18 protein-coding genes are annotated in these 25,919 nt (G+C 50.2%); 13 read left to right on the top strand and 5 right to left on the bottom strand.

Features of this window, described 5'->3' with window-relative positions:
• The first annotated feature begins 181 nt into the window (after nucleotides 1-181).
• The 10 genes from BAZ21_RS24450 (at nucleotide 182) to BAZ21_RS24495 (ending at nucleotide 16,612) form a co-directional block, all read left to right on the top strand.
• The gene (locus BAZ21_RS24450; RefSeq protein WP_068505495.1) at nucleotides 182-1,426 is read left to right on the top strand and encodes a hypothetical protein; all 1,245 of its coding nucleotides are present in this window, start codon (nucleotides 182-184) and stop codon (nucleotides 1,424-1,426) included.
• A gap of 49 nt (nucleotides 1,427-1,475) precedes the next feature.
• The gene (locus tag BAZ21_RS24455) at nucleotides 1,476-3,923 is read left to right on the top strand and encodes a glycoside hydrolase family 88/105 protein (protein ID WP_068505496.1); all 2,448 of its coding nucleotides are present in this window, start codon (nucleotides 1,476-1,478) and stop codon (nucleotides 3,921-3,923) included.
• A gap of 72 nt (nucleotides 3,924-3,995) precedes the next feature.
• Nucleotides 3,996-5,564 carry an extracellular solute-binding protein gene (locus tag BAZ21_RS24460; RefSeq protein ID WP_256022459.1) on the top strand — a complete coding sequence of 523 codons (1,569 nt, stop codon included), beginning with the start codon at nucleotides 3,996-3,998 and terminating at the stop codon, nucleotides 5,562-5,564.
• Nucleotides 5,565-5,587: 23 nt separating this feature from the next.
• A complete protein-coding gene (locus BAZ21_RS24465) occupies nucleotides 5,588-6,556 on the top strand; it encodes an ABC transporter permease (protein WP_084011903.1) in 969 nt (322 codons plus the stop codon).
• Nucleotides 6,557-6,597: 41 nt separating this feature from the next.
• On the top strand, nucleotides 6,598-7,470 hold the full coding sequence (locus BAZ21_RS24470) for a carbohydrate ABC transporter permease (protein ID WP_068505525.1): 873 nt from the start codon (nucleotides 6,598-6,600) through the stop codon (nucleotides 7,468-7,470).
• A gap of 63 nt (nucleotides 7,471-7,533) precedes the next feature.
• The gene (locus BAZ21_RS24475) at nucleotides 7,534-9,888 is read left to right on the top strand and encodes an AraC family transcriptional regulator (protein WP_068505497.1); all 2,355 of its coding nucleotides are present in this window, start codon (nucleotides 7,534-7,536) and stop codon (nucleotides 9,886-9,888) included.
• Nucleotides 9,889-9,915: 27 nt separating this feature from the next.
• Nucleotides 9,916-11,430: a sulfatase family protein gene (locus BAZ21_RS24480; protein WP_068505498.1), complete on the top strand. Its 1,515-nt coding sequence runs from the start codon at nucleotides 9,916-9,918 to the stop codon at nucleotides 11,428-11,430.
• Nucleotides 11,431-11,449: 19 nt separating this feature from the next.
• Nucleotides 11,450-13,336 carry a rhamnogalacturonan lyase family protein gene (locus tag BAZ21_RS24485; RefSeq protein WP_068505499.1) on the top strand — a complete coding sequence of 629 codons (1,887 nt, stop codon included), beginning with the start codon at nucleotides 11,450-11,452 and terminating at the stop codon, nucleotides 13,334-13,336.
• Nucleotides 13,336-14,520, top strand: coding sequence for an anaerobic sulfatase maturase (locus BAZ21_RS24490; RefSeq protein WP_068505500.1), 1,185 nt, complete (start codon nucleotides 13,336-13,338; stop codon nucleotides 14,518-14,520). Before BAZ21_RS24485 ends, BAZ21_RS24490 begins: the two co-directional genes overlap by 1 nt.
• A gap of 346 nt (nucleotides 14,521-14,866) precedes the next feature.
• Entirely contained in the window at nucleotides 14,867-16,612 is a 1,746-nt protein-coding gene (locus BAZ21_RS24495) for a methyl-accepting chemotaxis protein (protein WP_068505501.1), read from the top strand.
• Between the two features lie 126 nt (nucleotides 16,613-16,738).
• Here the strand turns inward: BAZ21_RS24495 and BAZ21_RS24500 are convergent, their stop codons facing one another.
• Nucleotides 16,739-17,317, bottom strand: coding sequence for a DUF1697 domain-containing protein (locus BAZ21_RS24500; protein ID WP_068505502.1), 579 nt, complete (start codon nucleotides 17,315-17,317; stop codon nucleotides 16,739-16,741).
• A 304-nt stretch (nucleotides 17,318-17,621) separates the two neighbouring features.
• On the opposite strand from BAZ21_RS24500, the gene BAZ21_RS24505 reads away from it, so the two are divergent.
• Entirely contained in the window at nucleotides 17,622-18,551 is a 930-nt protein-coding gene (locus BAZ21_RS24505; protein WP_068505503.1) for an ADP-ribosylglycohydrolase family protein, read from the top strand.
• A 145-nt stretch (nucleotides 18,552-18,696) separates the two neighbouring features.
• Nucleotides 18,697-21,084, top strand: coding sequence for a polyprenyl synthetase family protein (locus tag BAZ21_RS24510; protein WP_068505504.1), 2,388 nt, complete (start codon nucleotides 18,697-18,699; stop codon nucleotides 21,082-21,084).
• Here the strand turns inward: BAZ21_RS24510 and BAZ21_RS24515 are convergent.
• Nucleotides 21,068-21,478, bottom strand: a complete 411-nt coding sequence (locus BAZ21_RS24515) for a hypothetical protein (RefSeq protein ID WP_256022463.1) — start codon at nucleotides 21,476-21,478, stop codon at nucleotides 21,068-21,070. The genes BAZ21_RS24510 and BAZ21_RS24515 overlap by 17 nt on opposite strands.
• Before the next feature lie 295 nt (nucleotides 21,479-21,773).
• Nucleotides 21,774-23,105 (bottom strand): hypothetical protein, encoded by a 1,332-nt coding sequence (locus tag BAZ21_RS24520; RefSeq protein ID WP_068505505.1) that lies wholly within the window; start codon nucleotides 23,103-23,105, stop codon nucleotides 21,774-21,776.
• A gap of 103 nt (nucleotides 23,106-23,208) precedes the next feature.
• On the opposite strand from BAZ21_RS24520, the gene BAZ21_RS24525 reads away from it, so the two are divergent.
• Nucleotides 23,209-24,645, top strand: a complete 1,437-nt coding sequence (locus BAZ21_RS24525; protein WP_084011905.1) for a M20 family metallopeptidase — start codon at nucleotides 23,209-23,211, stop codon at nucleotides 24,643-24,645.
• Nucleotides 24,646-24,742: 97 nt separating this feature from the next.
• On the opposite strand, the gene BAZ21_RS24530 is transcribed toward BAZ21_RS24525, so the two are convergent.
• Nucleotides 24,743-25,312, bottom strand: a complete 570-nt coding sequence (locus BAZ21_RS24530; RefSeq protein ID WP_068505506.1) for a cysteine hydrolase family protein — start codon at nucleotides 25,310-25,312, stop codon at nucleotides 24,743-24,745.
• 28 nt (nucleotides 25,313-25,340) lie between these two features.
• Nucleotides 25,341-25,910 carry a cysteine hydrolase family protein gene (locus BAZ21_RS24535; protein ID WP_068505507.1) on the bottom strand — a complete coding sequence of 190 codons (570 nt, stop codon included), beginning with the start codon at nucleotides 25,908-25,910 and terminating at the stop codon, nucleotides 25,341-25,343.
• Between the last annotated feature and the right edge of the window lie 9 nt (nucleotides 25,911-25,919).

Genomic DNA, 25,919 nt, shown 5'->3' on the forward strand with positions numbered 1-25,919 from the left:
GAAATGACGGCAAGGAAGATGGTTGCGCGTTTAAAGTTGCGTCAACAGCTTGTAAAATGATGCAGAAAAATCCCATTGCAGGATATACGGACTTTGATAATACTACAAATAAGTTTAATCGGTACAAGATTGACACGTGAGAAGGGAGAGAACAAACATAGCCAACTTTAAGGAGCCTTATTTGCTGAAAAGGATAGATATCCGACAGGCAGGAGCTCGCAACAAGCTACTGATTGGTGATCTGGATGGAGACGGACGTATGGAACTGGTGCTGGTGCAGGGGAATGGAGGTATTGATGACAGGTATGTGCCTCATCAGGTGCAATGCATAACTGCCTATGATCTGGATGGACACCTTCTGTGGCAAAAAGGGGCACCAGATCCAGAGCCGGGGCGAAACGGTTCTGATTTCCCGGCGCAGATTGCGGACATAGACGGGGATGGATGTAACGAGGTGCTGTGTGTGATGGACGGGCGTTTTCGTATATTGGAGGGGCGAAGTGGACGGGAAAAACGTTCATTCGCCCTGCCCGGGGAGATGGCCCATGATTGTATTATGATCACAAATATATCGGGCCATGATTGGCCTTCGGATATTCTTTTGAAGGACAGGTATCATACCCTCTGGGTGCTGGACCGTCATTTTAATCTGCTCTGGACGCATGAGGGAAATCCGGGGCATTTTCCATGGGCGCATGATTGGGATGGAGACGGGCGTGATGAAGTTATGGCTGGCTACGACATGCTGGATCATGAAGGTAAACTGCGTTGGTCCTGTCGTGGACTTGAGGACCATGCCGATTGCATCTGGGTGGGGGACGTGGCTGGAGATGGCCGCAGCATGATTGTGATTGGCGGCAGTGTAACCGTAATGTACGATGCCGACGGACAGGAGATATGGCGGTATTCCGGCTCGGTGGAATCACAGCATGTGGCACTGGGCAAGTTTCGCGCTGATCTCCCTGGCCTCCAGATTGCCGGTGTGGACCGGATCATTCGCGGAGATGCAGGAGATGTTTTTTCGGAGACAGGCAGGGATGCGCTGTTTTTGCTGGATCAAGACGGGCGGCAATTATGGAAGGAAGAACGCACGACAGCTGGCTGGCTGACGATTGCGGAGACCGTACGGCATTGGGATGAGGAACGTCTGGACTACATCTTGGCGTATCGGAGAGGGGGCGGCGTATTGCCGGCTCTGTACAACGGATACATGGAAGTTGTGACCTCTTTTCCAGTCGACGGGCTGGCGGCTTATGCCGATCTTACGGGCGCGGGATTTACTCATGTAGTGTTGCATGATGATGAAGCTCTGCATATTTTCGCCAACCGCCCCGGTACTCTGGACGCTGCCCGTCCGGGCCAAACATTAAAGCAATCGAAAAGGCTGTACAGTTCGACCCTGTATCCGGGCGGGGAGTACGAATGAAGCAGATTTGAAAAGAGGCAAGGAAATAACAGTAGAAAGGGAGTTGCCGATGGATGAAATGGCGCAAGGGAAAGGATCGGGTAAGGCTCTCACAGAGGATAGCTGGCAATGGGTGGAGGATGTTCTTCGCCTGGTAGCGGACCGGTATATGAGCGATCATCCGGAGGTTCCGTTTGTGTTTCGGGCTTCGGATCGGAATGGGTTGCGCAGGGACGCGGATTGCCGTTATGTATTCGATTTGGATTCCCGGTTGCCGGGACTTGTGGAAGGGCAGTACGTATATGCCTGGGGAAAATATTTCAATCCGGCACAGGAGGTAAAAGCATTTAGCCTGAGCTGCTTTAGTCCGGTACGGTTGTATCTGAACGGGGAATTAGCTTACAAATCCGCGATTCATATTGAAGTATTTCCCGAGTTGAAAACGACCGTTCCTTTGCTGCTGCAAGCGGGCTGGAATCATTTTGTGCTGGAGTTTGAAAAGACCGGTACCGGCTGCGGCGGCAAATTCGGAACCGGGATGTTGAAGCGCAGCCCACTTCATGTTTTGGCTCCTTCACCGGAGCGCGAAGGGGAGGAAGGATGGATTTATACGCCAGGGCTGGATCGGCGGCTGGATCAGCTCCCCGGTCCGGGGACAGCGGAGCAGGACACGGCCGTCAAGTGGCTGCCAAACCGGGAGGGGGAGCCGGAGTGGAGGGAGGAGGAACCAGAGCGGAAACAAGAGCAATTGTTGGAGGTGCAGCAGGAACAGCAGCGGGAGCCGAAGGCAGCGACAGTACAGGGGCAGCTGAAAATGGGGCAGAGGCTTGCTGTAGAGCCGGGTCAGCAGCGCGGTCAGGCAACGGCGGCTGAATGTCAGTGGCCATGTTTACGGCGCGGACGCTCCACATCTACCTCATGCGGCACTGTGAGGCTAAGTACCATGTTCGGTACGGCACCGCCCGGTATGGTGTCCTATGCATGGACCCGTGTACAGTCGCTGCCAGAGGAAGGCCTGGCAGTGGAGACAGCCGTGCTGAACGGGTGCCACACAGGCGCACTGGACATATACGCGGCTGGCGAGCTGTTGTACCGTTCGACTTCGGTGAACGGGAGGTTCAGCCTGCCATTGCCCGTGGGCCCGGAAGGCTCGGATGTGGTCCTTCGTTCGGTACGTCCGGCGGCAGAGGACTGGTACTTCGAGCTTGCGCCTCTCTCCGGGCCGTTTGGGTATACGCTGCCGGTTCAGATAGAAGGTGCGCAGCGGGATACATGGCTTCATCTTGGGGCCTTCGCGGCAGACGATGAATTCGACCTTCGCCAGTTGTGTCGAATGGATCAGCTGTACATGGCCCAGGGACGGGAGGTGTACTGGCAGCTTGCGAATCCGGCGCGGGTTGTCCGGCCCTATGTGGAGACGGACCATTATGGGCGCTGGAATTATCCGCTGGGCGTCACCCTGCTGGGCCTGCTCCAGACAGGCACGGCCCTTGATGAGCGGCAGTATTCGGCCTATGCGTACAATCATATCAGCCAGTGCACCGCCTATGATCAGTACGCGCTGTGGGATCAGCAGATGTACGGGGCCAGCGGCATTAATCATCAGCTTGCGGCGATAGACAGTCTGGACGATTGCGGCTCTTTTGCGGCAACCTTGCTGCTGGCGCTGGACAGGCGTGAACTGCCTGGTGGAGCCGAAGTCGCCGCACGGATTGCCGATTATATCGCTCATATACAGGAACGGCTGCCGGACGGCACGCTATATCGCGGCGAGCAGAGTCAGGGGATCAAGCACCGTACATTGTGGTGTGATGATCTGTATATGTGTGTTCCTTTTCTCGTTCATTATTATCAACGAACAGGTGAACACAGATGGCTGGAGGATGCCTGCAATCAGCTTGCGGCGTATCGCCGTTATCTGTACAGGTCTGATAAACGTTATATGTCGCATGTGTATGATTTTAAATTTGACCGGGCGACGGGAATTCCGTGGGGAAGGGGAAACGGCTGGGCTTATTTTGCACTGGTCGAGCTGCTGAGTGGGCTGCCATCGTCGTATCCGCAGCGGCAGGAACTGCTGCAATGGTATCAGGATTTCAGTGCAGGGCTGATAAGCTGGCAAGGTCGCCAGGGAAGATGGCATCAGGTATTGGATGATCCTGATTCCTACGAAGAAACATCCTGCACGGCGATGTTTGTATATGGTTTGGCGCGGGGGTTACGCTTCGGGTGGCTGGCTGGTGCGCACGAAGATTACACCCAGGCTGTAGCCAGAGGCTGGCAGGCGTTGGCGAGTCTGTCGATTGATTCGCAGGGGAACGTGAGTGGCGTATGCCGGGGTTCGGGCTATTCCTTTTCCTGTAATTACTATAAGCATGAGCTTCCGAGTCAGCTAAATGACACCCACGGCATCGGGATCGTGCTGCTGGCGGGCGTTGAATACCTGGCTTGGAGCAAGGAATTTGGGCTGCAAAAAAATGCAATTGCAGAAAATAACAGTGTTGGGTATAGTGAATGAAAGTCGGCAGCAGGCACCATTTTTTTACTTCAAAATCCGATTAAACCTATAGGTAAAATGGAGGGTCCGAGTATGCTTTTCAAACATAACCGACTGTCAATGATTAAATCGACGATACTTCTGCTTGTACTGTCACTTCTGCTAAGTGCTTGCGGCGGGGCAAACTCGCAAGAGGGGGCCTCTAATACCGGAGCCGCCGGAGCGCTGGAATTGAGCATTATGACGATTACGCCCAGCGCCATCCCGGCCGCAGATGATAACGTGATCAAGCGTGCTATTGAAAAAGCGACCAATTCCAAAATGCATATTCAATGGGTGTCCAACAATGTGTATACCGACAAGCTGAATTTGACGCTGGCATCGGGAGATATCCCCGACCTCATTATGATTAATGACCCGTTCAACAGTACCTTTTCCAAAATGGTTACGCAGGGCGCTTTTTGGAATCTGACTCCTTACATTCAGAATTATCCTAATCTGGTGAACGGAATTCCCGAGATTGCATGGGAAACGACAAAAGCGGCAGACGGCAACAATTATGGCATTCCGCGTCCCAGACCGGTAACAGGAGAATCCTTTTTTATTATCCGCAAGGACTGGCTGGACAAGCTCGGACTGCGGGTTCCCCAAACGACTGATGAATTGTTCGAGGTGATGAAGGCATTTGTGGAGAAGGACCCGGACGGCAACGGTGTGAAGGATACAACTGCGCTTGCTGCGTATATCAGTCCTGACGATTTGGGCTGGAATGGAAATATCGGGCCTGTGCTCGGGTCCATTGAGAGTGCTTTTACCGGGGTGAACGGCAACTGGAAATGGGATTCCCACCAAGGAACCCTGATTAACACGGCGCTGCTGCCCGAAACACGAGAATCGCTGGCATATTTGCGTCAGGCCTACCAAGATGGAATGATGCCACAGGATTTGCTGTCTCTCAAGCTGACTCAGGCGCGTGAGCTGTTCAAGCGGAACAAGGCCGGGATTATCGTAGACAAGACTGGCACGATGCGCAAGATTTATGCGGATGATCTGAAAAAGGTGGACCCTCATTTCAAATACACGGATTTCTATCCATTAACGAACCTGAATGGCTATAATCCGCTTGGTTCGGGCTATAACGGGATGCTGGCCATCCCCAAATCAGTCCCGGAAGAGAAAATGAAGCAGATTTTAAAGCTCATCAATACCTGGATGAATCCGGATGTGTTCGAAATTCAGCGCTTTGGCCTGGAGGGAGTGCATCATACCGTCGTCAAGGGTGAAAAGAAACCGAATGCCGAGAAATTGACCCAAGATAATGCTTCGGACTTTAACCATATCGTCAACATTATTAACATTCCATGGGACACCCAGGGGGAGACGGACGAAGAAACGCAGGCTAATCAATTGTTTAAAAAGGTGGAAGAGGAACGGCAGGCTACCAGTGTACCCAATATCTCCACAGGCTTGCAATCCGCCACCGGACAAAGAGTTCTGCCTGAGCTGAATAAAAAAATACAGGATCTCAAAGCGAAAATTATTTTGGGACGCGAACCGATTGAAGCCTGGGATACGTTCGTAATCGATCTTAGCCGTGATCCTGAATTGAAAGCCACAACGCAAGAAATGACAGACGCGTACAAAAAAAGAATCGGTCAGTAGGCCGATTGGAAAGGTTCCCCGATATGAGCTTATGGAATCAAGAAATAAGAGCAGTACGGGCAGAGGGCAGATGGACATTGCGGAGAGCAAAACGAATACGCAGCCATTTGCTGCGGGAACGTACCCTGTATTTACTGGCTTTGCCGGGCATCCTCTTTTTTCTCGTGTTTAAGTATATCCCGTTGGGTGGAATGATGATCGCTTTTCAGGATTATTCGCCCTATATCGGATTTAGCAGGAGCGAGTGGGTTGGATTCAGCCATTTTGCGAGACTGTTCTCCCATCCTGATTTCGGCATATTGTTCCGTAACACGCTGGCTATCAGTTCTTTGAATCTGCTGCTGTTTTTTCCTTTTCCCATCCTGATTGCCCTTTGTCTCAATGAGCTGCGCGGTCATGTATTTAAGCGTTTCATCCAGACGGTCATTTACATGCCGCACTTTCTGTCCTGGGTCATTATTGCGGGTCTAACACTATTGCTATTTGCCAAGGGGAGCGGGCTGGTCAACGATATGCTGGAAGCCTGGGGATATGAAAGAATCGACTTTCTGACCAATCCGGACAGCTTTTGGCTTATGGTTACACTGCAATCGATGTGGAAGGAAGCAGGCTGGGGGACGATTGTATTTCTGGCCGCGATATCCGGGGTAGACATGCATCTGTATGAAGCCGCTCGAATGGACGGAGCCGGCAGACTGCGGCAAATATGGCATATTACTTTACCTGCGATCCGGAGCGTGGTCATCGTTCTCTTTATATTACGGCTCGGCGATATTATGGAGGTTGGGTTTGAGCAAATTTTCCTGATGTACAACGGCGCGGTGTCGGAGGTAGCAGAAGTGTTCGATACCTATGTCTACCGGACCGGAATAGAGCAAGGGGAATACAGCTATAGTACCGCTGTCGGGCTGTTCAAATCTGTTACCGGGCTGGTGCTGGTGCTGCTGGCCAATCGTCTCGTCAAGCGCTGGGGAGAAGAGGGAGTCTTTTGATGCTTGAAAACGGATTTCGGATCAAGAAACGAGGTGGCAATATGCACAGGTTATTAGAGTTGGAGCGAATCGGTCAAGCGGTTAATGTCCTGTTTCTGACCTTGCTGGCGGCAGTGATGTTTTTTCCGTTGTATTATGTGCTGGTCGTCTCATTGACCGATCCGGGTGAGTATTTACAGAAAAAAATCGTCCTTTTTCCGCAGCAATGGTCTTTTGAAGCTTACACCTACTTGCTGTCCACCGAAGCGTTCTTACGTTCTCTTGGCAACAGCTCGTTTTTGGCCACCGTAGGGACCGTGTGTAGTTTGGCTGTATCTGCCTCATTAGCCTATGCCCTTTCCTGGAAAAAATTTGTGTTCCGGCGAGGCATCATGCTGCTGATTCTGCTGACGGTTTTGTTCAGTCCTGGCATCATCCCAAACTATTTGCTGGTGCGTGAGCTGGGGTTGATCAACACCCATTGGGCGTTGATTTTGCCCTCGCTGGCCAACGGCTGGACCGTGATTCTGCTGAAAAATTTCTTCGATCAGGTGCCTGCTGAAATCAGCGAAGCGGCTGCTATGGACGGTTGCAATGCTTTTCGGACATGGTATACCGTCGTGCTGCCGTTATCTCTTCCAGCCTTGGCGACATTCGGTTTGTTTTTTGCCGTCGGGTACTGGAACCAGTTTTTTGCGGCGCTGCTGTATTTGAATAATCCGGCCGAGTGGCCGATTCAGGTGTTATTGCAAAATATGCTGTTAAGCGCATCCAATATTGATTTGGTTGCTCCAGGGCAGCAGGTGGAGACACCGCCTACGGAAATGCTGAAAATGGCTTCGATCATCGTGGCGATTGTGCCGATTCTGGCCGTGTATCCGTTTGTGCAGAAGCATTTTGCCAAAGGAGCGCTGATGGGATCAGTCAAAGGCTAATGTCCGGAATTTATCCGGTGGTTTCAACAGGAAACGGAAAGGGAGGCGGGGCCGGTGCGGTGCATGCGGTTGCTCGGCGGAGGTCAGCGAGGGCGTTTTTTTCGTAAAAGTCTGGTGCTAGTGCTATTCATCGCTTGCATTCCAGGTATTGTAACCGGGAGTGTTTTGTACGGCTGGCTGACAGGCAGTCTGGATGGGATGCTGCGGCAGACCGACCAGAGGCAGATGGAGCATCGCACGGCGTTTGTCCAACAGCAGCTTGATGATTTGGAGCTGTCCTTTTCGCAATGGGCGTTTGATCCGATGTTTGACAGCCGCTTGAAGCAACTGAACTTTGTGTATGATTACAAAAAAGTGCATGAACTGTATCGGACGCTTCTTATTATTCAGAACTCGAATACGCTCATTCAGCGGATTGAATTATATCTGGAGCAGCCCAAGCCGCTGATCATGACCTCAGAACGTTATGAGTTTGTCACGGAATCTGTCCGTGCAGAACGTTATCAATCACTGCTGGAGCGGCCTCACACCACGTTCTGGACACATACGCCTGACGGTAAATCCATGATGGCAGTTATTCAGCTTTCCGGGGAAAACGGTGTGACGTTCGGAGCTTTGACCATGACCCTCGATTCTGTACAATTGACGAATTTGATCCAAACGCTAACTCCATACCCCAACGGTTCGACCTTTTTACTGGACAGCGCAGGCCAGTGGATTGTATCCCCTTCAACCGGGGACCGCGAATTTAATGCTCTGCTTCGTAAAAAGGTGCTGATCTCCAGCCACGACGCTTCTTTTCTCATGGACTATAAAGGGGAAAGCTATTCCATCCGGTACGGGAATTTTCGCCGATTAGGCGCAGAATGGACGTATGTGTCCGCTGCCCCGTTGACGGCGATTGCAGCTCCCATGCTGGCAGCCTCGAAAATGATAGTCATTGTGAATGCCGCCGGATTGCTGCTGGCACTGTTCATGTCCTGGGTGGGTTCCCTGCATTTGTATAAGCCGGTGAGACGTCTTGTTCATATGTTTACAGGTGAACGGGTACTTCATGGGGGGAGCGCCCGCACTCCTGTTCAGGATGAATTTGGTCTAATGGAGCAGCACTGGCTTGGGCTCCAGCATGAACGTGAATCGCTCGGGCAAAGGCTGGAGCAGCAGCTTCCCATCGTTCGGCGAAGCTTCCTGCTCCAATTAGCTCAGGGACACCTGTCCGGCATGACGGAGCAGGAGCTGCGGGAGCGGTTCTTCCGGTTGGGCTGGCCGGTGCAGGAGCATACGTTTGTCGTGCTGCTGGCACAGATCAGCCCTTATCCTGCACAATTTCCGCAGGCATGGTCTGCGCTTTATGCCAACACCGATACAGCAGATAACGAGGAGCTGCTGGTTCTGAACGTATCGGATGTGCTGGATAATCTGCTGCAAGAGCTTCCATGCCGCGGTGAAATCATCCATTTTCACGATCTGTCTGTAGGGTTGCTGCTGGCTATGCCCGCTCATGCGTCAACGAATGACAGCAGAGCCATTCTATTGGATGTCGGGAGGAGGTGGGTGGACCAAGGAAGGCTGCGCATAGGCCGCCGGATGACGGTTGCGGTCAGCGAAGTGGCAGATGGAGCGCTCAAAATTGCGCAGCTATTCCGGCAAACGAGACACGCACTACGGCGCAGCTACCATCATGATCTGATCGACCTGTGCAATCCAAAGCACGACGAAATATTGGTCCAGGTGCAATATCCACTCGATCTCGAAGAAGAAGTGCTGGCCTCGATTCGCGATGCGGATTATGAAGCAGCGGCGGAACTACTGTCACGCTTCTGCAGAGAGGTTTCCCCGGCTGGAGACGACTGCAAACGGTTGAAGCAGGCTCTGCTGCAACTGCTGGCCGCTGTCCAGCACGGCATGGCCCGGCTTGGCGGCGACCCTTTTATGCTGTTTGAAGCAGATGTATTTGAAGAGCTTCTGCATCTGGACAGTTCGGAAAATATGCAGCTATGGTTCCGGCACCGGATCATACAGGTGTGCATTGATAACTATACAGGTCGGGAGGAGGAACGACTCAAGCTGGCCGTGCATGAGATCAAGAAGCATGCCGACCAGGCTTATGCGGCAGCGATGTCGCTTGAAGAATTGGCTGACCTGCACGGCATTCACTCGTACACGTTGAGCCGTGCTTTCAAGCAGATGATCGGGCATAATTTTGTGGATTATTTGACGGAAATCCGGTTAAAGCATGCCAAACAACTGATTGCCGAGACGGACAGCAAAATGAACGAAATTGCCGAGCAGGTTGGCTATCAGGCGAGTTATTTTAACCGGATTTTCAAAAAAAATGAAGGCATAACACCCAGCCGCTACAGGGATTTGGTACGGCTGGACAGGCAGAATAAGCAGGGCAACGGGGCTGGCTGTTAGCCCCACATCATAACAGGAGGTGATAGGATGTCATATACGAAACCGGACATTATTTTTTTGATGACCGATCAACAGCGCTGGGATTGTATCGGAACGTTTAACGAGCATATTCATACCCCCAATCTGGACAAGCTGGCGGCGAAAGGAATTACCTTCAGTCAGGCGGTCTGCCAATCGCCCATGTGTGTGCCAAGTCGGAGTTCAATGATGTTCGGGTACTACCCTTCGCAGTTGGGGGTCAGAACGAACTACGGCGGCTTGTTCGATGAAGACCGTCTGCCGTCGGAACCACTGCCGGAGCTGATGAGGCGTGCCGGTTATCAGACCGCAGGATTTGGCAAGACGCATTGGAACCACAGCGGCGAGCTCGCCGAGCCATCTTCGCGCGGGTTTGAAATCAGAGCCATCGGTCTGGCGAGGGAAAGCGGCCATTATGAGCAGGGAGCCGTCATGATGGGCGATGCGGACCCCGAGAGCTTGGCGGCCTACCATCGTGAGACCCGTCATTTTGGGGGCGGGGAGGAAAATGAATTTGGCTACAAGGGGCTCACCAGCCAAATTCCGATGAATCAGCACCGGGACGGCTGGGTGGCGGAGCAAAGTTTGCGTTTTTTGGAGCAGGGGCCTGATCCTGAGCGGCCGTTATTTTTTTACTTGTCTTTTCTAAAGCCCCATGCCGGGTTCAACGTACCTGCCGAGTTTGAGCAGTTGTACAATCTGCACGATATCCCCGATATTCCGCAACCACCTTGGCAAGACGAGCAGGAGACGCATCTGGCATCCTCAGATAAGGTCAATACCCACAGCCGTGAATCCTATCTGGAAAAGAAAAATGTCTGGCAGCAGCTCAGCCGGGATGAACGTAGGCTTACGACTTTGCGGTATTGGGCCAATTGTTCATGGCTGGATCATTATTTTGGTCAGGTGCTTGATCGGTTGCAGCAGTTGGGCCGATTGGATAACGCATTAATCGTGTTTATCTCCGACCATGGAGAGATGCTGGGTGAACGTCGTTATCGTTTTACCAAATACAATCTGTATGACAGTAGTGTTCGGGTTCCGATGATTCTGTCGGGTTCCTATATCCCGCGTGAACGGCGCGGCAGCATAGATGAGCGGCCTGCTGAACTGGTGGATCTGGTGCCGACGTTGCGCGAGGTAGCCGGATTGGGAACGAATCCGCAGTTGCCCGGCTTTGATCTGCTGCAGGAGATCCGACATCGAGGGAGCTTTTGTGAATTTCACGGCAAGGGTGTGACGGCGCCGCATTCTGCTCCAGCCTATATGTGGCGCACGCAGGAGTGGAAACTCATTTTGTATGTGGAGGGAACGGTACGGGAGGCAGCGGCGCGGGTGCATGAAACCCGGGGAGAACTGTACCATCTCACACAGGACCCGCATGAATGGAACAATCTCTACAGTGACGATTCTTATGCAGCCATTCGTGAACAATTGAAAACGGAACTGCTGATGCATCTGGCCTGCAGTTGGGCAAAAGGACCGGCTCTTTACGACCGTGGTGGTCTAAACCCGCTGAAATAACGATATGGAGGGATGAAACGTGAAAAGTAAATGGCTTAAAGTATGGTTATCTGCTGTATTGGCTTTGGCAGTTCCATCGGGTGTTGCATCGGACGTGGCACAAGCAGAGGAGGGGCAAGCCCAAAATGGAAGCGGACCACGGCTCGTGGAATATTTGAACCGGGGGCTGGTGGCTGTCCATGCAGGAGAAGGCAAGATTTTTGTAAGCTGGAGGTTGCTTGATACAGAGGCAAATAGCGTAAGCTTTGACGTCTACCGTCGGACGGCGGAGGAACCGGCGATCAGGCTGAATGAGCAGCCTTTGCGAGAAGGAACCCATTATACCGATGAGGGAGCCGATCCCGGCCAGAAGCAGGTGTATTTTGTAAAATCATATAACAACGGGCAGTGGGTTGATACGAGCGAGGAATTTGTGCTGCCTGCGGATTCGCCTGAGCGCCAATATTTTAGTATCCCGCTCCGTCAGATTACGTCCAATCCGGGTGATTACTTTGTGCAGCATGGTTGGCCGGGGGACTTGGACGGTGATGGCACATATGAATACATCGTTACCAGGATTCCCGTAAAGGATGGCAACCGTTTGGTGGAAGCTTACAGCCTGGACAAGGGATGGCTTTGGAGCATTGATATGGGGCCTTACAGCGTAAAAACGATAGATACGTATAACGCTCCGCCCGCATCTGTAAGTGAATACGGTGTACCAGGCCTTGGGGGCTGGCGCGATACGGATAATGTCACCGTCGGTGATCTGGACGGTGACGGCCGGGCCGAAGTGTTGATCCGTACGTTCGCAGGCGTTCGTTTTGCCGATGGAGCAGTCATTGCAGAGTCTGCGCAGCCCGTGCAGTATATCTCTGTTGTCAACGGCGAGCATGGATACGAAACGACGCGTGTCCCGGTGCCGAATGATCATATCCAGCACGGGCCGTTGAGCGGACATTTTGGCATTGGCTATGTGGATGGAGTCCATCCAAGCCTGATTGCCGCATTCAAGAATCGGGGGACGGACAGGGTATTCCGCTACGTTACAACGGCTTACGACTACGCAGGCGGCAAGCTAAATGAACGCTGGAAGCATGTCGGCGCTGACGGTGAATTTTTTCACCAGATTCGGATTCTGGATCTGGACGGTGACGGCAAGGACGAGGTTTCCTTTGGAGGCTGGGCGCTGGATGATGACGGCAGTACGTTGTACAGCCTGCCAGGTGTTGTGCATGGTGACCGATTCCATATTACCGATCTTGACCCGGACCGTCCGGGACTGGAACAGTTCGGGATTCAGCAGGCCGAGAACGGACATGTGAACCAGTTCCCCTGGTTCTATGCCGATGCTTCGAACGGCCGAATGATCCGCACAGGCCAGCCACCGCAGGATGTGGCTCGGGGTACGGCAGCGGACATTGACCCGCGGCACCGCGGCTATGAGCTGTGGTCCAGTGCGGGCGGTGTATATAACGTGAACGGAGAAGAGATCAGCACAGCCAAACCGACCGAAAATTTTAAAATCTGGTGGGACGGCGATGCGTTGGGCGAATTGCTGGACAAGAATTTCGTGGACAAATGGGATTATGAACAAGGCCGTTCTGTGCGTCTGTTCACCGCCGAGGGCATTCGTGTAAACTCGCGGAATGCTCCGGTGCTATATGGTGATCTGTTTGGCGACTGGCGGGAGGAAGTGGTGTATGAAAGCGCCGATTTTACTGAATTAAGAATATACACGACAATCATTCCTTCACGGCTCCGCCTCTATACCCTGCTGCATAATCCGGCTTATCGCAATACCTTGAGTGTAAAAGGCTATATGCAATCGACATTGGTGGATTATTACCTGGGAGATGGCATGTCGGCACCACCCGCACCGCCTATTACTCCTGTGACAGCCGCCGTATACAGGGATGAAAACTAATGGGGGCTGTGTCGTACGCACAGGCAGTCTCTGCCTCGCCTCCTGTATCCATCATGTGGAAGACGGTTTCCGAGGACTGCAATCTGGCATGCGACTATTGCTATTACAGCACTTGTGGAGGTAAACCAGGCAAGACCATCCGGCGGATTGCAGACCCGCTGCTGAGAAAGGTTATCCGGGAAGTGATGCAAGGCACGCGTGGCAGTGCTTCCTTTGCATGGCAGGGCGGTGAGCCGCTACTGGCTGGAAGGGAGTTTTTTGAGCGGGTTGTATCATATCAAGCCAGTTTAGCCCGGCCCAACACGGTTATCAGCAATTCGATCCAAACGAACGGAACATTAATTAATGCCGAATGGGCGAGATTTTTCCGTATTTACTCGTTTTTGATCGGCGTGAGTCTGGACGGCCCCCAAGCCATTCACGACAAGCGCCGTGTAACTGCCTCAGGTACAGGCAGCTACAATCAGGTGATGCGGGGAATTGAAGAATTACGCAAAGCGGACGTTGATTTTAACATTCTGACCGTCATTCATGAGGGGAATGTCAGGGAAGCTCCGGTGTTAATGGCCTGGCTTGAGGAGCAAGAACTGCGGCATGTTCAGTTCATTCCTTGCATGGATTTCCGTTCCCAACAGGCAGATGCTCCGGGTAACTATCTGATCACACCGGAGGAATACGGCACTTTTTTGTGTGAAGCTTTTGACCGTTGGTACAGGGATGGTAATCCGGTTTTGTCCGTCCGTCTGTTCGATAACTGGCTGATGAAGCTGGTGGGTTTGGAGCCGGAATGCTGTGTGCAGAGTAGCTCCTGCGGAGGAACGCTGGTTCTGGAGCAGAATGGGGATGTCTATCCCTGTGACTTTTATCTGGATGACCGCTATTGTCTGGGGAATGCAAGCCAGGACTCTCTTGCCGAATGCTTGCATCATCCGGTATATCAAGCATTTGCGGAACAGAAAGGCAAGCTCTCCCCGGAATGCAAACAGTGTAAATTTCTCTCCTACTGTCAGGGAGGATGTCCTCGTAACCGGACTTCTCACACCGAAGGAAACATGCAGCCGGGACAGGGCCGTGACTATTTTTGCCAAAGCTATTACAAGCTGTATGCGTATGGTGAAGAGCGGATGCTCCGGCTGGCCCGGAATTTTCTGCGAAAACGGAAACGTATACAGGTAGGGCCGTAACAGACCTGACCGATGATTATAATTTATGGTTACCAGCTCCGGTGCAAAGCACCGGGGCTTTTACGCTCACTCCATGGAATTCAGTTCGGGTCCTAAGCCTTTTCAACTTCTCATCATATCCATTAACACTTTCCAAGCCCACATTCACTGGATAGATATTCTTTATTTTAGCAGTTTTGTTATTTCTCTTACAAAATTAAGCGCTTTCTACCGATATATATATTATCACGGTGTAATCTCTTCATTCTTATTATTTTTGGGGATCATATCTATGGTATCAGCCGAAAGCACCTGTGAAAGTGAGAGCAGCGTGATCTATTTTACATAGACGACTGGAGGAGTTTTGATGAGAACAAAACTATCAGACAGCACTAAACAAGTAAAAGGATTTAAAAATCTAAAGGTCACGACAACGATGGTCTCCATGATCATGATCAGCTTAGCGGGCTTGCTCATTGTATCGTTGGTAGGGGTTTTCGGCATGTATCAAGCTAAAGAGGGCCAGGGTATTTTGTATATGGATCGCTTTCAACACCAAACGAATATTCTTGAAGTAAAAAGTGATTTTTATAACATGCGGGCCAACTATACCAAGGTACTCGATAATGAGGTGTACACAGATAAACAATATAATCAGGTACAGAAGGGAAAAGGCAGCGTTACTTCAGGGCTGGATAAATTCTCGCAAAAGAATCTCGATTCAAGGGAACAGAATTTGTACGAGCAACTAGAAGGCAGTATGGCCACATATTATCAGGATATTGAGCAGATCATGACAGTCAAAAAAAATACCGGAACCTATGACAAGGAAGAGAGAAGCCGAATTAATACATCCAGTACGGCAATTGTCAAGCTACTGACCGATATTACTGATTACAACAATGAGCAATCCGCGAACCTATATCAAAATACGCAAAATGAGATTAAAATGCGTACGATTGTTTTGATCGTGATTTTGACTCTTGTGCTGGCTGTTCTTGGTATGATCTCCTTGTCGGCCATTCGGAATATCCGTTCTCGGATGAGCACCATTACGAAATACTGTGAAGAGATTACCCAAGGAAATTTAACGGCAGCATTTGATCCAGCCCTGCTCAAGGGTAATAACGAAATCGCTGTCATTGCACGTGCCATTCAACAAATGACAGATTCGACCTCAATGGTTATTACGGGGGTAATCAATGAATCTCGCCAAATTAATCAGCTAAGTGACCAGACGAATCATAATATGACAGATCTCAATGGGCGGATTAGAGAGGTATCGGCAACGGTCGAACAGCTGTCAGCGGCGATGGAGGAAACTTCGGCATATACAGAAAATATGAATCATTCTGCCGATGAAATGCAGCGGGCGGCAGAGTACATTTCGGTCAAAACTCAAGAAAAAGCCCAGTCTGCCTATGATACAAGCCTAAAAGCAGAGGCGTTGATGCATGAGGCCAGTGAGTCCAATAAAGCGTCCAAAGAGATTTACCGGAAAGCCAGTGAAAAGATGACGGAAGCGCTGGAACGGGCCAAGGCGGTAGACCAAATTCGCACACTCTCCCAGTCTATTCTGGAAATTACGGCGCAAACCAATTTGCTGGCTCTAAATGCATCCATTGAAGCGGCTCGTGCCGGTGAGTCAGGCCGGGGGTTTGCGGTTGTAGCTAACGAGATTCGCAAGCTGGCAGATGGGTCCAAGCAGGCGGTAGATCAAATTCAGAGTGTTACTCAAGAGGTTGTGCAATCTGTAGCCAATCTGACGACCAATGCCGAGGAATTACTGGATTTCCTGCATGCCAAGGTGGGCAAGGATTATCAGCTGCTTGAGGATACGGCAGCACAATATTACAATGATGCAGTTGAGCATACGAATACAGTCAATGATTTGAACGCCACCTCCAAGCAGGTGAATGCAACCATTCAAACCATGGTGAGAGCTATCCATGAGATTGCAACAGCCAGCGACCAGTCTGCCGCTTCTGCCCAGCACATTGCTGAGAATATGGTTTCATCGGCGGAAAAGTCTCTTGAAGTGGCACACCAGTCCGATCAGGTGAAGGAAAGCGCTGCCCGGCTGAATGGACTGGTCGACGGTTTTGCAATTTAACGAAGCCAGCACGCTGAGTGGTATTCTATATGAGGAGCGAACTTTATTCGCTTGACAGGCAGGGACGATAGGAAACAATATAACCCCAAAATGCAGTTAAGGGAGCCGCAGGAAGGCTCCCTTTTTTTATGCTCTACGGCTGCCTTCGGCACGCAACTCTTCCTGTTCAGCCATTTGCATCAGCTTATAAATCTGCCGGGTCGTGTTCACATTCCGCACAGTCATTTGCTGATACAGACTGGAGCCGGCCAGTTTCGTTATCCCGCTTTTTATGGCATGCTCTCTGCTGACAGAAAACAGAATAGCCCCGGGCGTATACACTACATTGCCGATTCCCGGCTTCAATGGAAGCTTGTCCAGAACGGAAATATCATTAATTTCATCCCATAGAAACAATACATCACTTTTCATCTGTGTATCATTAGACCACTCCTCCGGCAATGTCTCCATAATGGTCTGTATTTCCGCCATATTGCGGACGATAACCCGGATAGGTAAGCTAAAATCCTCCAGAATTGCCTGCTCCAGTTGGAGCGACAACTCCTCGTTGGATTGAACTTTACTGGAAAAAATGATGTTACCGGAGTTGATGTAGGTCGTCACATGGCTCATGCCCGATTTCTCGAACGTTTCCTTGAGCTTTTTCATATTAATCTTGTTTTTGCCGCCCACATTAATGCCCCGCAGCAACGCGATATAGATCATATAAGAACCACCTCACTTGTAGAAAAGGATTTTAACAAAGGGATAAGTATTCGAAATGATGGAGATGTAATCGTTTTGTTTCTAGCATAAAGATATCATAATATAGAAGTAAAGAACATATGTTTCTATCTTAAAATGGGAATGGAGGGAGTGGGACGATTGTGGAATGTTTAATTCAGCCAGATTAATTTTATAATATAGATTACAAATGGATATCTGTACTGTGTTTTATGCTTTTGCTTCCTTTCTGGCGTTTTGGAAAATATACGTTAGTTATCACAATTGTAAAGAGGGTAGAACTAGAATGGCACTTATCAAGGATCGTTTTTTTGGATGTCTGGTCGGACTGGCGACGGGTGATGCTTTGGGAACCACGGTGGAATTCAGCAGTCCGGGTACATTTGAACCTGTAACGGATATCGTGGGCGGCGGTGTGTTTGGACTAAAACCGGGACAGTGGACGGATGATACATCGATGGCGCTCTGTTTGGCCGAGAGTTTGGTGCGAAAAGATGAATTTGATCCGGCAGACCAAATGCGGCGATACACGAATTGGTACTATGTGGGATATATGAGCAGCACAGGAACGTGCTTTGATATTGGTGGTGCTACGAGAGAGGCGCTGCATCGGTTCGAAGCCACTGGAGATCCGTACAGCGGATCTGTTGACCCCATGAGCGCAGGAAACGGCTCCATTATGAGGCTTGCACCTGTGGCTATGGCCTATGCGAACCGTCCGGAAGAGGCGATCAGGTACGCCGAGATGAGTTCACGCACCACCCATGGAGCAGTCGAAAGTGTTGAGGCCTGCGCTGTGCTTGCTTCAATTCTTGTAGCAGCTCTGCAGGGAGCGGACAAAGAAGCCATGTTATCGGCCGACGTGTGTCGAAAGTGGCGGCGGGACATGCCAACTTATTCGACAGCAATTGAAGAAATAATCGTGGGGTCTTACCGTCATAAGGAGCCGCCCGAAATACAGGGAACCGGTTATGTCATTCGTTCCCTTGAGGCTGCGTTGTGGGCATTTTACCATTCGACTTCGTTCGAAGAGGGAGCACTGTTAGCGGTAAATTTAGGGAATGACGCCGATACAACCGGAGCGGTGTACGGGCAGATTGGCGGGGCTTACTATGGTTTGAATGGTATTCCAACTCGTTGGCATGAGAAGCTCTCGATGAAGGAGACGATTGATGAGCTGACGGAGGCTTTATGGAAGAAGGCCGAAAAAAGCTAAACGCTCTGACAATTGCTCATATTTCTCAACAAATTTAATTTCGTAACCTCACAGATTTTTTTCCGTATAAAGATAAAAACATGATCCAAATTCGTTCCCTCAGGGAGAAATGCAGCCATGTTTAACAAAATGAGAAGTTGAGGTAATGCATCATATGAATGAAAAATTTCATGCAAATACAGGATATCGGCTGGCTGAGCAGAAGGCGTTTCAGTATTTTGCATCACTCTATGATCAGGTCATGGATAAGACTTATGTGACTAATCTTACGGAAGATATCCAAATATGGAAAAGGAATCATATTCGTCATTCTTCATGGTTATCCTTCTTTTCACGGGGAAAGAGAAAACCGGATACTCGGGATTATTATAGATATATTCAATGGCTGAGTTATACAGGTAAATTGGATGATTATCTGGATCGAAGTGTTTCTTATATTTACATGAGGGATCTAGGCAAGGCCCTGGATTCTGCTGACACACAGACCCGGATTCAGCGCGTTATTGCTGACGTAAAAAGATACTTGCTTCAATCCACCGATACAAACAGGAGCGACCAACCGGGGTTTATGAATTTAGCCGGGGTGTATCGGTGGTCCCAAAAGGAAGGGATAGAAGCCACCGTAATCTGGGTAATCAACAAGCTTGGTTCTGTGTCTTCTCATGTTCCCGAGGAAATGGATGCAGAGCAAGCCCAGCGCAAGCTGATTAAGATCATTATTGGGGTTATTCTGCATGTGATGGAAGAAATGGACGATGCAGTGTCACCTGATGAACGTTCTCGCAGACTTGATGAAGCCATCAGGCTTGGTTACTCCTATGGGTTAACCTATCCTTTTATTGATGATCTTCTCGATTCTCGGCTTTTGACCGTTCAAGAGAAGAAACAATACTCTCATATGATACGTACCGCGCTTCTTACTGGATCTGTGCCTGAGCTTGGCAACTGGACCGGAAAACATATGAAGCTGATTCAATACATACATTCGGAGCTCTCGGATGCTTTTGAGTATATAAAGGAACATCAGCGGCCAGACACACAGCAAACATTTTTCGAGCAGTCCTATGTTTTTTTTCATTCCCAAGATATCGACCGTGTCAAGGATCTAACGCGAGCTAATTACACCAATGAAGAGATTTATATCCCCGTCATTTTAAAGTCTGCTTCTTCCCGGTTGATTGTTCGTTCCGTGATTGGTGCTCCTGAGGATGAGGGCTTTGAGCAACGAACATTTTTTTATGGTATCTATAACCAGCTTGCTGATGATTTTGCGGATATGGTTGACGATATGAGAGAGGGTGCAGTGGCACCCTATACCTATTATTTAAAATATCATCATCAGAGGTCGGATTTGATCAATCCGTTTGAATTATACTGGGCGGTCATTTCCTATTTGATCCATAGCGTATATGACTCCGATGCCAGGGCTCGTGAGGTGATACTGGATCGTGCAATGAATGGACTCAAACGTTATAAAGAACGTGTAGGTGTTGAAAAGTATGATGAAATGATGGGAATTTTTGCATCCGCCAATCCGGAATTCAATCGTCTCATTCAGAAGATGGTGCAAAAAGCGGATGATGTGGATTTCTTTGATAAGCTGCTTCGGGATCAAATGCTTACACATCTGAAAAACGATTCGAAGGAAAAGGAAGGCTTTTTCAATACGATCAAAATAGTCCGTGAGCAGATTAACAATCAATTGAGGATCACCAAACCTCATGGGATTCCGTCAATGAAAGAACAGCTTATAGATGCTGCAAATTACAGCCTCGAAGGAAGCGGTAAACGGATACGGCCTATATTGACTTGGGTCATGGGCGTGAACGAATATGGACTGGATGCATCGGCAATCGTACCTCTTCTGAGATCGCTGGAGTATATGCATACCGCATCTCTGATCTTTGATGATCTGCCTTCCCAGGATAATGCATCTACCCGGAGAGGGCGTCAGACGTTACATCAGGTTCACAACAGCGCTACCGCGGAATTAACCGGTCTGTACCTGATCCAGAAGGCGATTGGGGAACAATCGTCACTTGATCAGTTCAATGCTGAGACTGTACTTGCTTTGGTACAATACTCGGCCCAAAAGGCAGAAGATATGTGTATGGGACAGGCGATGGATCTGGATTCCAAAGGAAAGGCATTGACATTGGAGCAGCTGAATATGGTGTGCTTCTACAAAACAGGAGTGGCGTTTGAGGCTTGTCTCGTTATGCCAGCCATGCTCGCACAGGCCAAGGAATCGGAAATTGCTGCTTTGAAGAAATTCGCCTATCATATGGGGATTGCTTTTCAGATTAAAGATGATTTGCTTGATGTGGAAGGAGATACGCTCTTACTCGGAAAACCTGTTGGTCAGGATTCTGATAACAACAATTCGAATTTCGTGTCCATCCTTGGTCACGAGGGTGCCGGTAAAGAGATGTGGGAACACTATTGCCTTGCCATGGAAGCACTTGAACAGATACCCCGCAATATTGCTTTTCTAAAGCATCTAATGAATTATATAGTTAACAGGGATCGTTAAAAAGGGGCGTACCCCATTGCTTAATCAACTCTTCATCTTTTAGTTCTCCCTTAAAGGTACGGGCAGCTTCAATCAGGATGGAAAGAGCCGCAAAGAAGTCAGCCAAAGAGTCGGCAACCTGCTGTGGCGCGCCACCTTCATACGCAGCATACACAGAAGAACGGGCTGCGCCAGTATCAACAATGAGTGGGTCCTCATTATAAGTGGCGATTACGGCATGATGAGGTGACCACGAGGAGGATTCATGGACAAGCTCACCAGTTCCAATCCAGCGATAGCCTAGCTGTTGGCGATATAGATGCTCCGGTGCGGCAAAAAAGAGTACGGCAGCATCTCCAATTTCAACAGCCGCATTTTTCAACTTGTGTGTTCCCGCTGCCTTGGCATCGATCATTTCATAATGGCTGTACAGATACTCAAGCTCAGGGATACAGAGATCCGACTATCCCAGCAATCTATTAATTTCTCTGTTCGGGGTTGGATGTCGTGGTCGTGAAAGTGACTAAAGACTGGCCCTTACCTTGTCCCAGTTTAAGTGAAACATCACATTTCATTCAAAAAGCCACGGAGGGACAATGTATACATCTCACACCTCCGACATGACGTTTCTAGCATAAAGATATCATAATATAGAAGTGAAGAACATATGTTTCTATGTTTAGAAGACTATTCCGACCTCAATTGTTCAGTTACAGTACTGGCAGCTTGTCAAATTGGAGCTTGTAAATTTTGGTTGGGCGACCGCGCAGCTTTTCTTGTTTTTGATAGCTTACATTTGCTGCACCTTTCTCGGCGAGCAGATTCATGGTCCGGTTGGCGTTGCGGAGCGTCACCCCCAGGTGAAGTGCCAGGTCTTGAGCGGACAGTTCATCACGCTGTAGCTTGTTCATGACGGATATAATTTTGTGAATCTGCAGCGGTGATATTCCTATATATCGGCCCCATGCTTCAGCTTGGGGATCGTGTGCGTGCGTAACCTCCAGGCGATTTGACTCGCCAAGCGGACCGAGGATGCGGTCGTCCTCCATGACTATGAAGGTGCTTGACAAGGGCTGCCGCTCAGCAAGCATAAGTGCGTTTTGTGCATGAAAGCGGGCCTTATACAATGTTTCTCCGGCTCCCCAGCCGATATCCACGCGTAAAGACAGTTGATAATTCAGGAAAGCCTGCAGCTTGCAGTGAGCCAAGCCCCCCGTCCATTTCTCCTCCATTTCCTGCTGTGATACTAGCAGTTCAAAAAAATCCGCATGCTTCTGCGCGACAAGAGGCAGTTCCTCCTCTCTGGAAAATGTCAGCAGAGCTTTGTGCAGCATCGCCATAATCAACGCGGATTCGGGCTCATCCTGCTCGCGCAGCTTACGGAAGCCTTGAACTTGCACATGACCGACAGCTGTGCGGTTGGCTTTCATGTGCAGCCTCTCTACTTCGCCAACCGTATTTCTGAATGCTTCAAGAATAGTATTGTCTGAAGGGAATAAATGGACGGCGTTTATCCCGTGCTCCGTTAGCTTATGGACCAAATTGCTGTAGCGGGTAACGGAGAGATCTACTTTTCCCTGCTCCCACAGTTCTAAATGAAACCGTAGCATATCGTCATAGGACAGCCTGTCCAGATACTCTTCTGGCATATAAGGAAGGAGTTCAGGCTGTAGTATTTCCTTAATGCCGAGAAAGCCGTTATCCTGGCTCAAGCAGTCGACGGCGATACGCTGGCTGCGCAGCTCTGGACGGGCTGAATGAGCCTGAAACATCAATTTATAGAAATCATGTTCGGTAACATCCAAGTATTTCATCGGCAGAGGGTAAGGACCTTTGATCTCTTTATGCAAAGTTAAATAAGAGAGCTCTCCGCCAAAAATAATGGCGTCCAGCATCATAGGCCGGGATAAATAAAGGGTTGCGATTTCGTCCAGAGAGCGGTAAGGGAGCACCGTGAGTTCACATAACTGCTCCAGCTGCTCCTGTACCTGCTTCAGGCGTTTCACGGAGTGCTCAGCCACTATAAAAGCGATTTTAAACATTCCTTCACGTCCAATCTTTCTCTACTTATTGAATAGGCCCCTTAAGTATACTATAATTTTGGAAAATGTAATAATATGTCCAAAAATATGCCGGAGGTGCAGCTTGAAGAACATACATGAGGCTCAGCAAGGTGGTTGTGAATGGTTTGCGGATAGGATTGAGCGTGGGAGAGAGTCGTTTACGGAAATAAGCGATCACATCTGGAAATTGGCTGAAAGCAAATTTGAAGAGTTTGAATCGGCCGATCTGCTGGCCGGCCAGCTGGAGCACTCCGGTTTTCGAATCGAGCGTTGCGCCGCAGGTCTTCCAACGGCATTTGTTGGCAGCTATGGCTCAGGAAGTCCGGTGATTGCCGTATTGGGGGAATTCGACGCGCTGCCAAACATGAGCCAGCAAGCGGGAGTGGCAGTCAAACAAGCGCTTGAGCATAGGGGGAACGGTCACGGCTGCGGTCATCATCTGTTGGGGACAGGGGCGCTCGCTGCCGTTGTTGCCGTAAAGGAATATATGGAGGAGAGAGGGCTTCCAGGGACGATCCGCTACTATGGTTGTCCGGCTGAGGAGGGAGGATCAGGCAAAACCTTTATGGTGCGTGAAGGGCTCTTTGATGATGTAGATGCGGCTTTAACCTGGCACCCAGGGTATAACAATGGAGTGGTTTCACAGACCTCAGTCGCGAATTACCAGATAAGGTACAGATTCTTAGGCAAAAGCGCACACGCCGGCATAAGCCCCCATAAGGGGAGAAGCGCCTTGGACGCCGTGGAATTGATGAACGTTGGAGCCAATTACATGAGAGAGCATATACCGCCGGAAGCGCGGTTTCATTATGCTGTGACCGAGACAGGCGGGGAATTTCCGAATGTGGTGCAGGCGGAGGCCGAGGTTGTATATTTGATTCGCGCACCAGAACTTCGGCAGGTGGAAGAGATTTATCACCGGATGAACGATGTGGCCAAGGGGGCGGCGCTGATGACCGGCACAGAAGTAGACATCCGGTTCGAAAAGGCCTGCTCCAATCTTATTCCAAATGTAACGCTGGAGCAGGTCATGTACCGGTGCTTCACACATCTGGGTGTACCCGTATTTACAGAGGCCGAGCAGAGCTATGCAAGCGAAATCCTGTCCACGCTGCAGCAGGGACGAACGGATGCAGAGAACGGCGGAAGTCTGCCGGAAACGCTTGACCCGTACGAACCTGCCAGCGGGAGGATGTTAGGCTCTACAGACGTATCCGATGTAAGCTGGGTTGTCCCGACCGCACAGCTGGAGACGGTATGCTATGCGTCCGAAACGCCGTTCCATTCTTGGCAGATGGTGGCGCAGGGTATGGCTTCAGCGAGCCACAAGGGGATGCTGCATGCTGCCAAGGTTATGGCTGCCACCGCCGCAGAGCTGCTTATGTACCCCGGGATCATGGAAGAAGCAAAGCAGGAGCTGAAGGCGCGGGGAGGAGGCATGGAAGGCTATAACTGCCCGATACCTGCCCATGTCAAGCCGTCGGTGAAGGAGCGTCCATCCTGGCGGCAGTCTGAATAAGCCTCGCAGCAATAAAAAGCAGCATCCTGTCCGTATGTTCCCAGTAAATAGAACGTACGGCGGATGCTGCTTTTTTTCTTCTACTTATATATGCAGATTATAAAGAAAGGGCGAGTAATTGCTCCGTTGTTATATTTGCGCCAGTTTGCAGGTACTCCATGTTTTTCAGCGCCATGTCGTGCGCCTGCTGGCTGGTGCCGATGACGGCGTCCGATACCACATGAAAGTGGTAATCGTGCTGGTGTGCGTCGACGGCTGTGAAGCGGACGCAGATGTCTGTCATGCCGCCGACGAGGAACAGGCGTTTGACGCCCAGGCAGCGGAGCAGCAGGTCGAGGTCAGTGGCGAAGAAGCCGCTGTACCGCCGTTTGGTAATGATATATTCACCTTCAATTGGAGCGGTTAAGGGATGGAACTCTTCGGCAGGGGTACCTTCCAGACAATGAATCTTTTCCACACCGTCCAGCTCACGTCCAAAATCGCTGAGATCAGCACGGTGAAGCTCTCGGATTTGAATGACCGGCAGCCCAAGCTCGCGAAAGTGCTTAATCACTTTTGGACTGTTCAGCATGCAGGTGCCACCTTCCATGACGGGAATGGCATCACTCTCTACGTCATTCTGGATGTCTACGACGATAAGTGCGCTATGTTCAGGTATTTTGTTCACGGGGTAATCTCCCTTCTCCTTCACTGGTTTAGTTAAACAAATCCTCGACCGAAATGATCGATCCGGTCTGGAAGTATTCAATGTTGTCTAACGCGGCTTGGGCTACTTCGTCGCTGCTTGGCGTACCAACAGCTTCCTTGAATACATGCACATGGTAGTTGTATTGGTGCGCGTCTACCGCCGTGTAATGCACGCAAATGTCCGTCATGCCGCCAACCAGGAACAGATGCTCAGCTTTGAGGCCGCGCAGCAAAATTTCCAGGTCTGTGCCGAAGAAGGCGCTGTAGCGACGCTTGTCAACCGTGTATTCTCCCTCGATGGGTGCTGTAGGCTCATAGTAGGTAGCTTCAGGATTACCTTCTACGCAATGGATATTTTCTGCGCCGTCCAGCTCTCGGCCAAAGTCGATCAGGTCCTTCCGGTGAATCTCGCGAATGTGCACGATGGGCACGTCGCCGCGCGTGCGGAAATATTCGGTTACCCGCTCCACATTGTTTAGATAAGCCTGTCTTTGGGGAGTCAGACCGCGCGATTTCGCAGGGTCCGAGTTCTGAACATCGATCAGGATGTACACACTATGTTCGGGTATCGTAATCATAAAGGTTGC

The sequence above is a fragment of the Paenibacillus kribbensis genome (assembly GCF_001705305.1).
GTDB lineage: Bacteria > Bacillota > Bacilli > Paenibacillales > Paenibacillaceae > Paenibacillus > Paenibacillus kribbensis_B.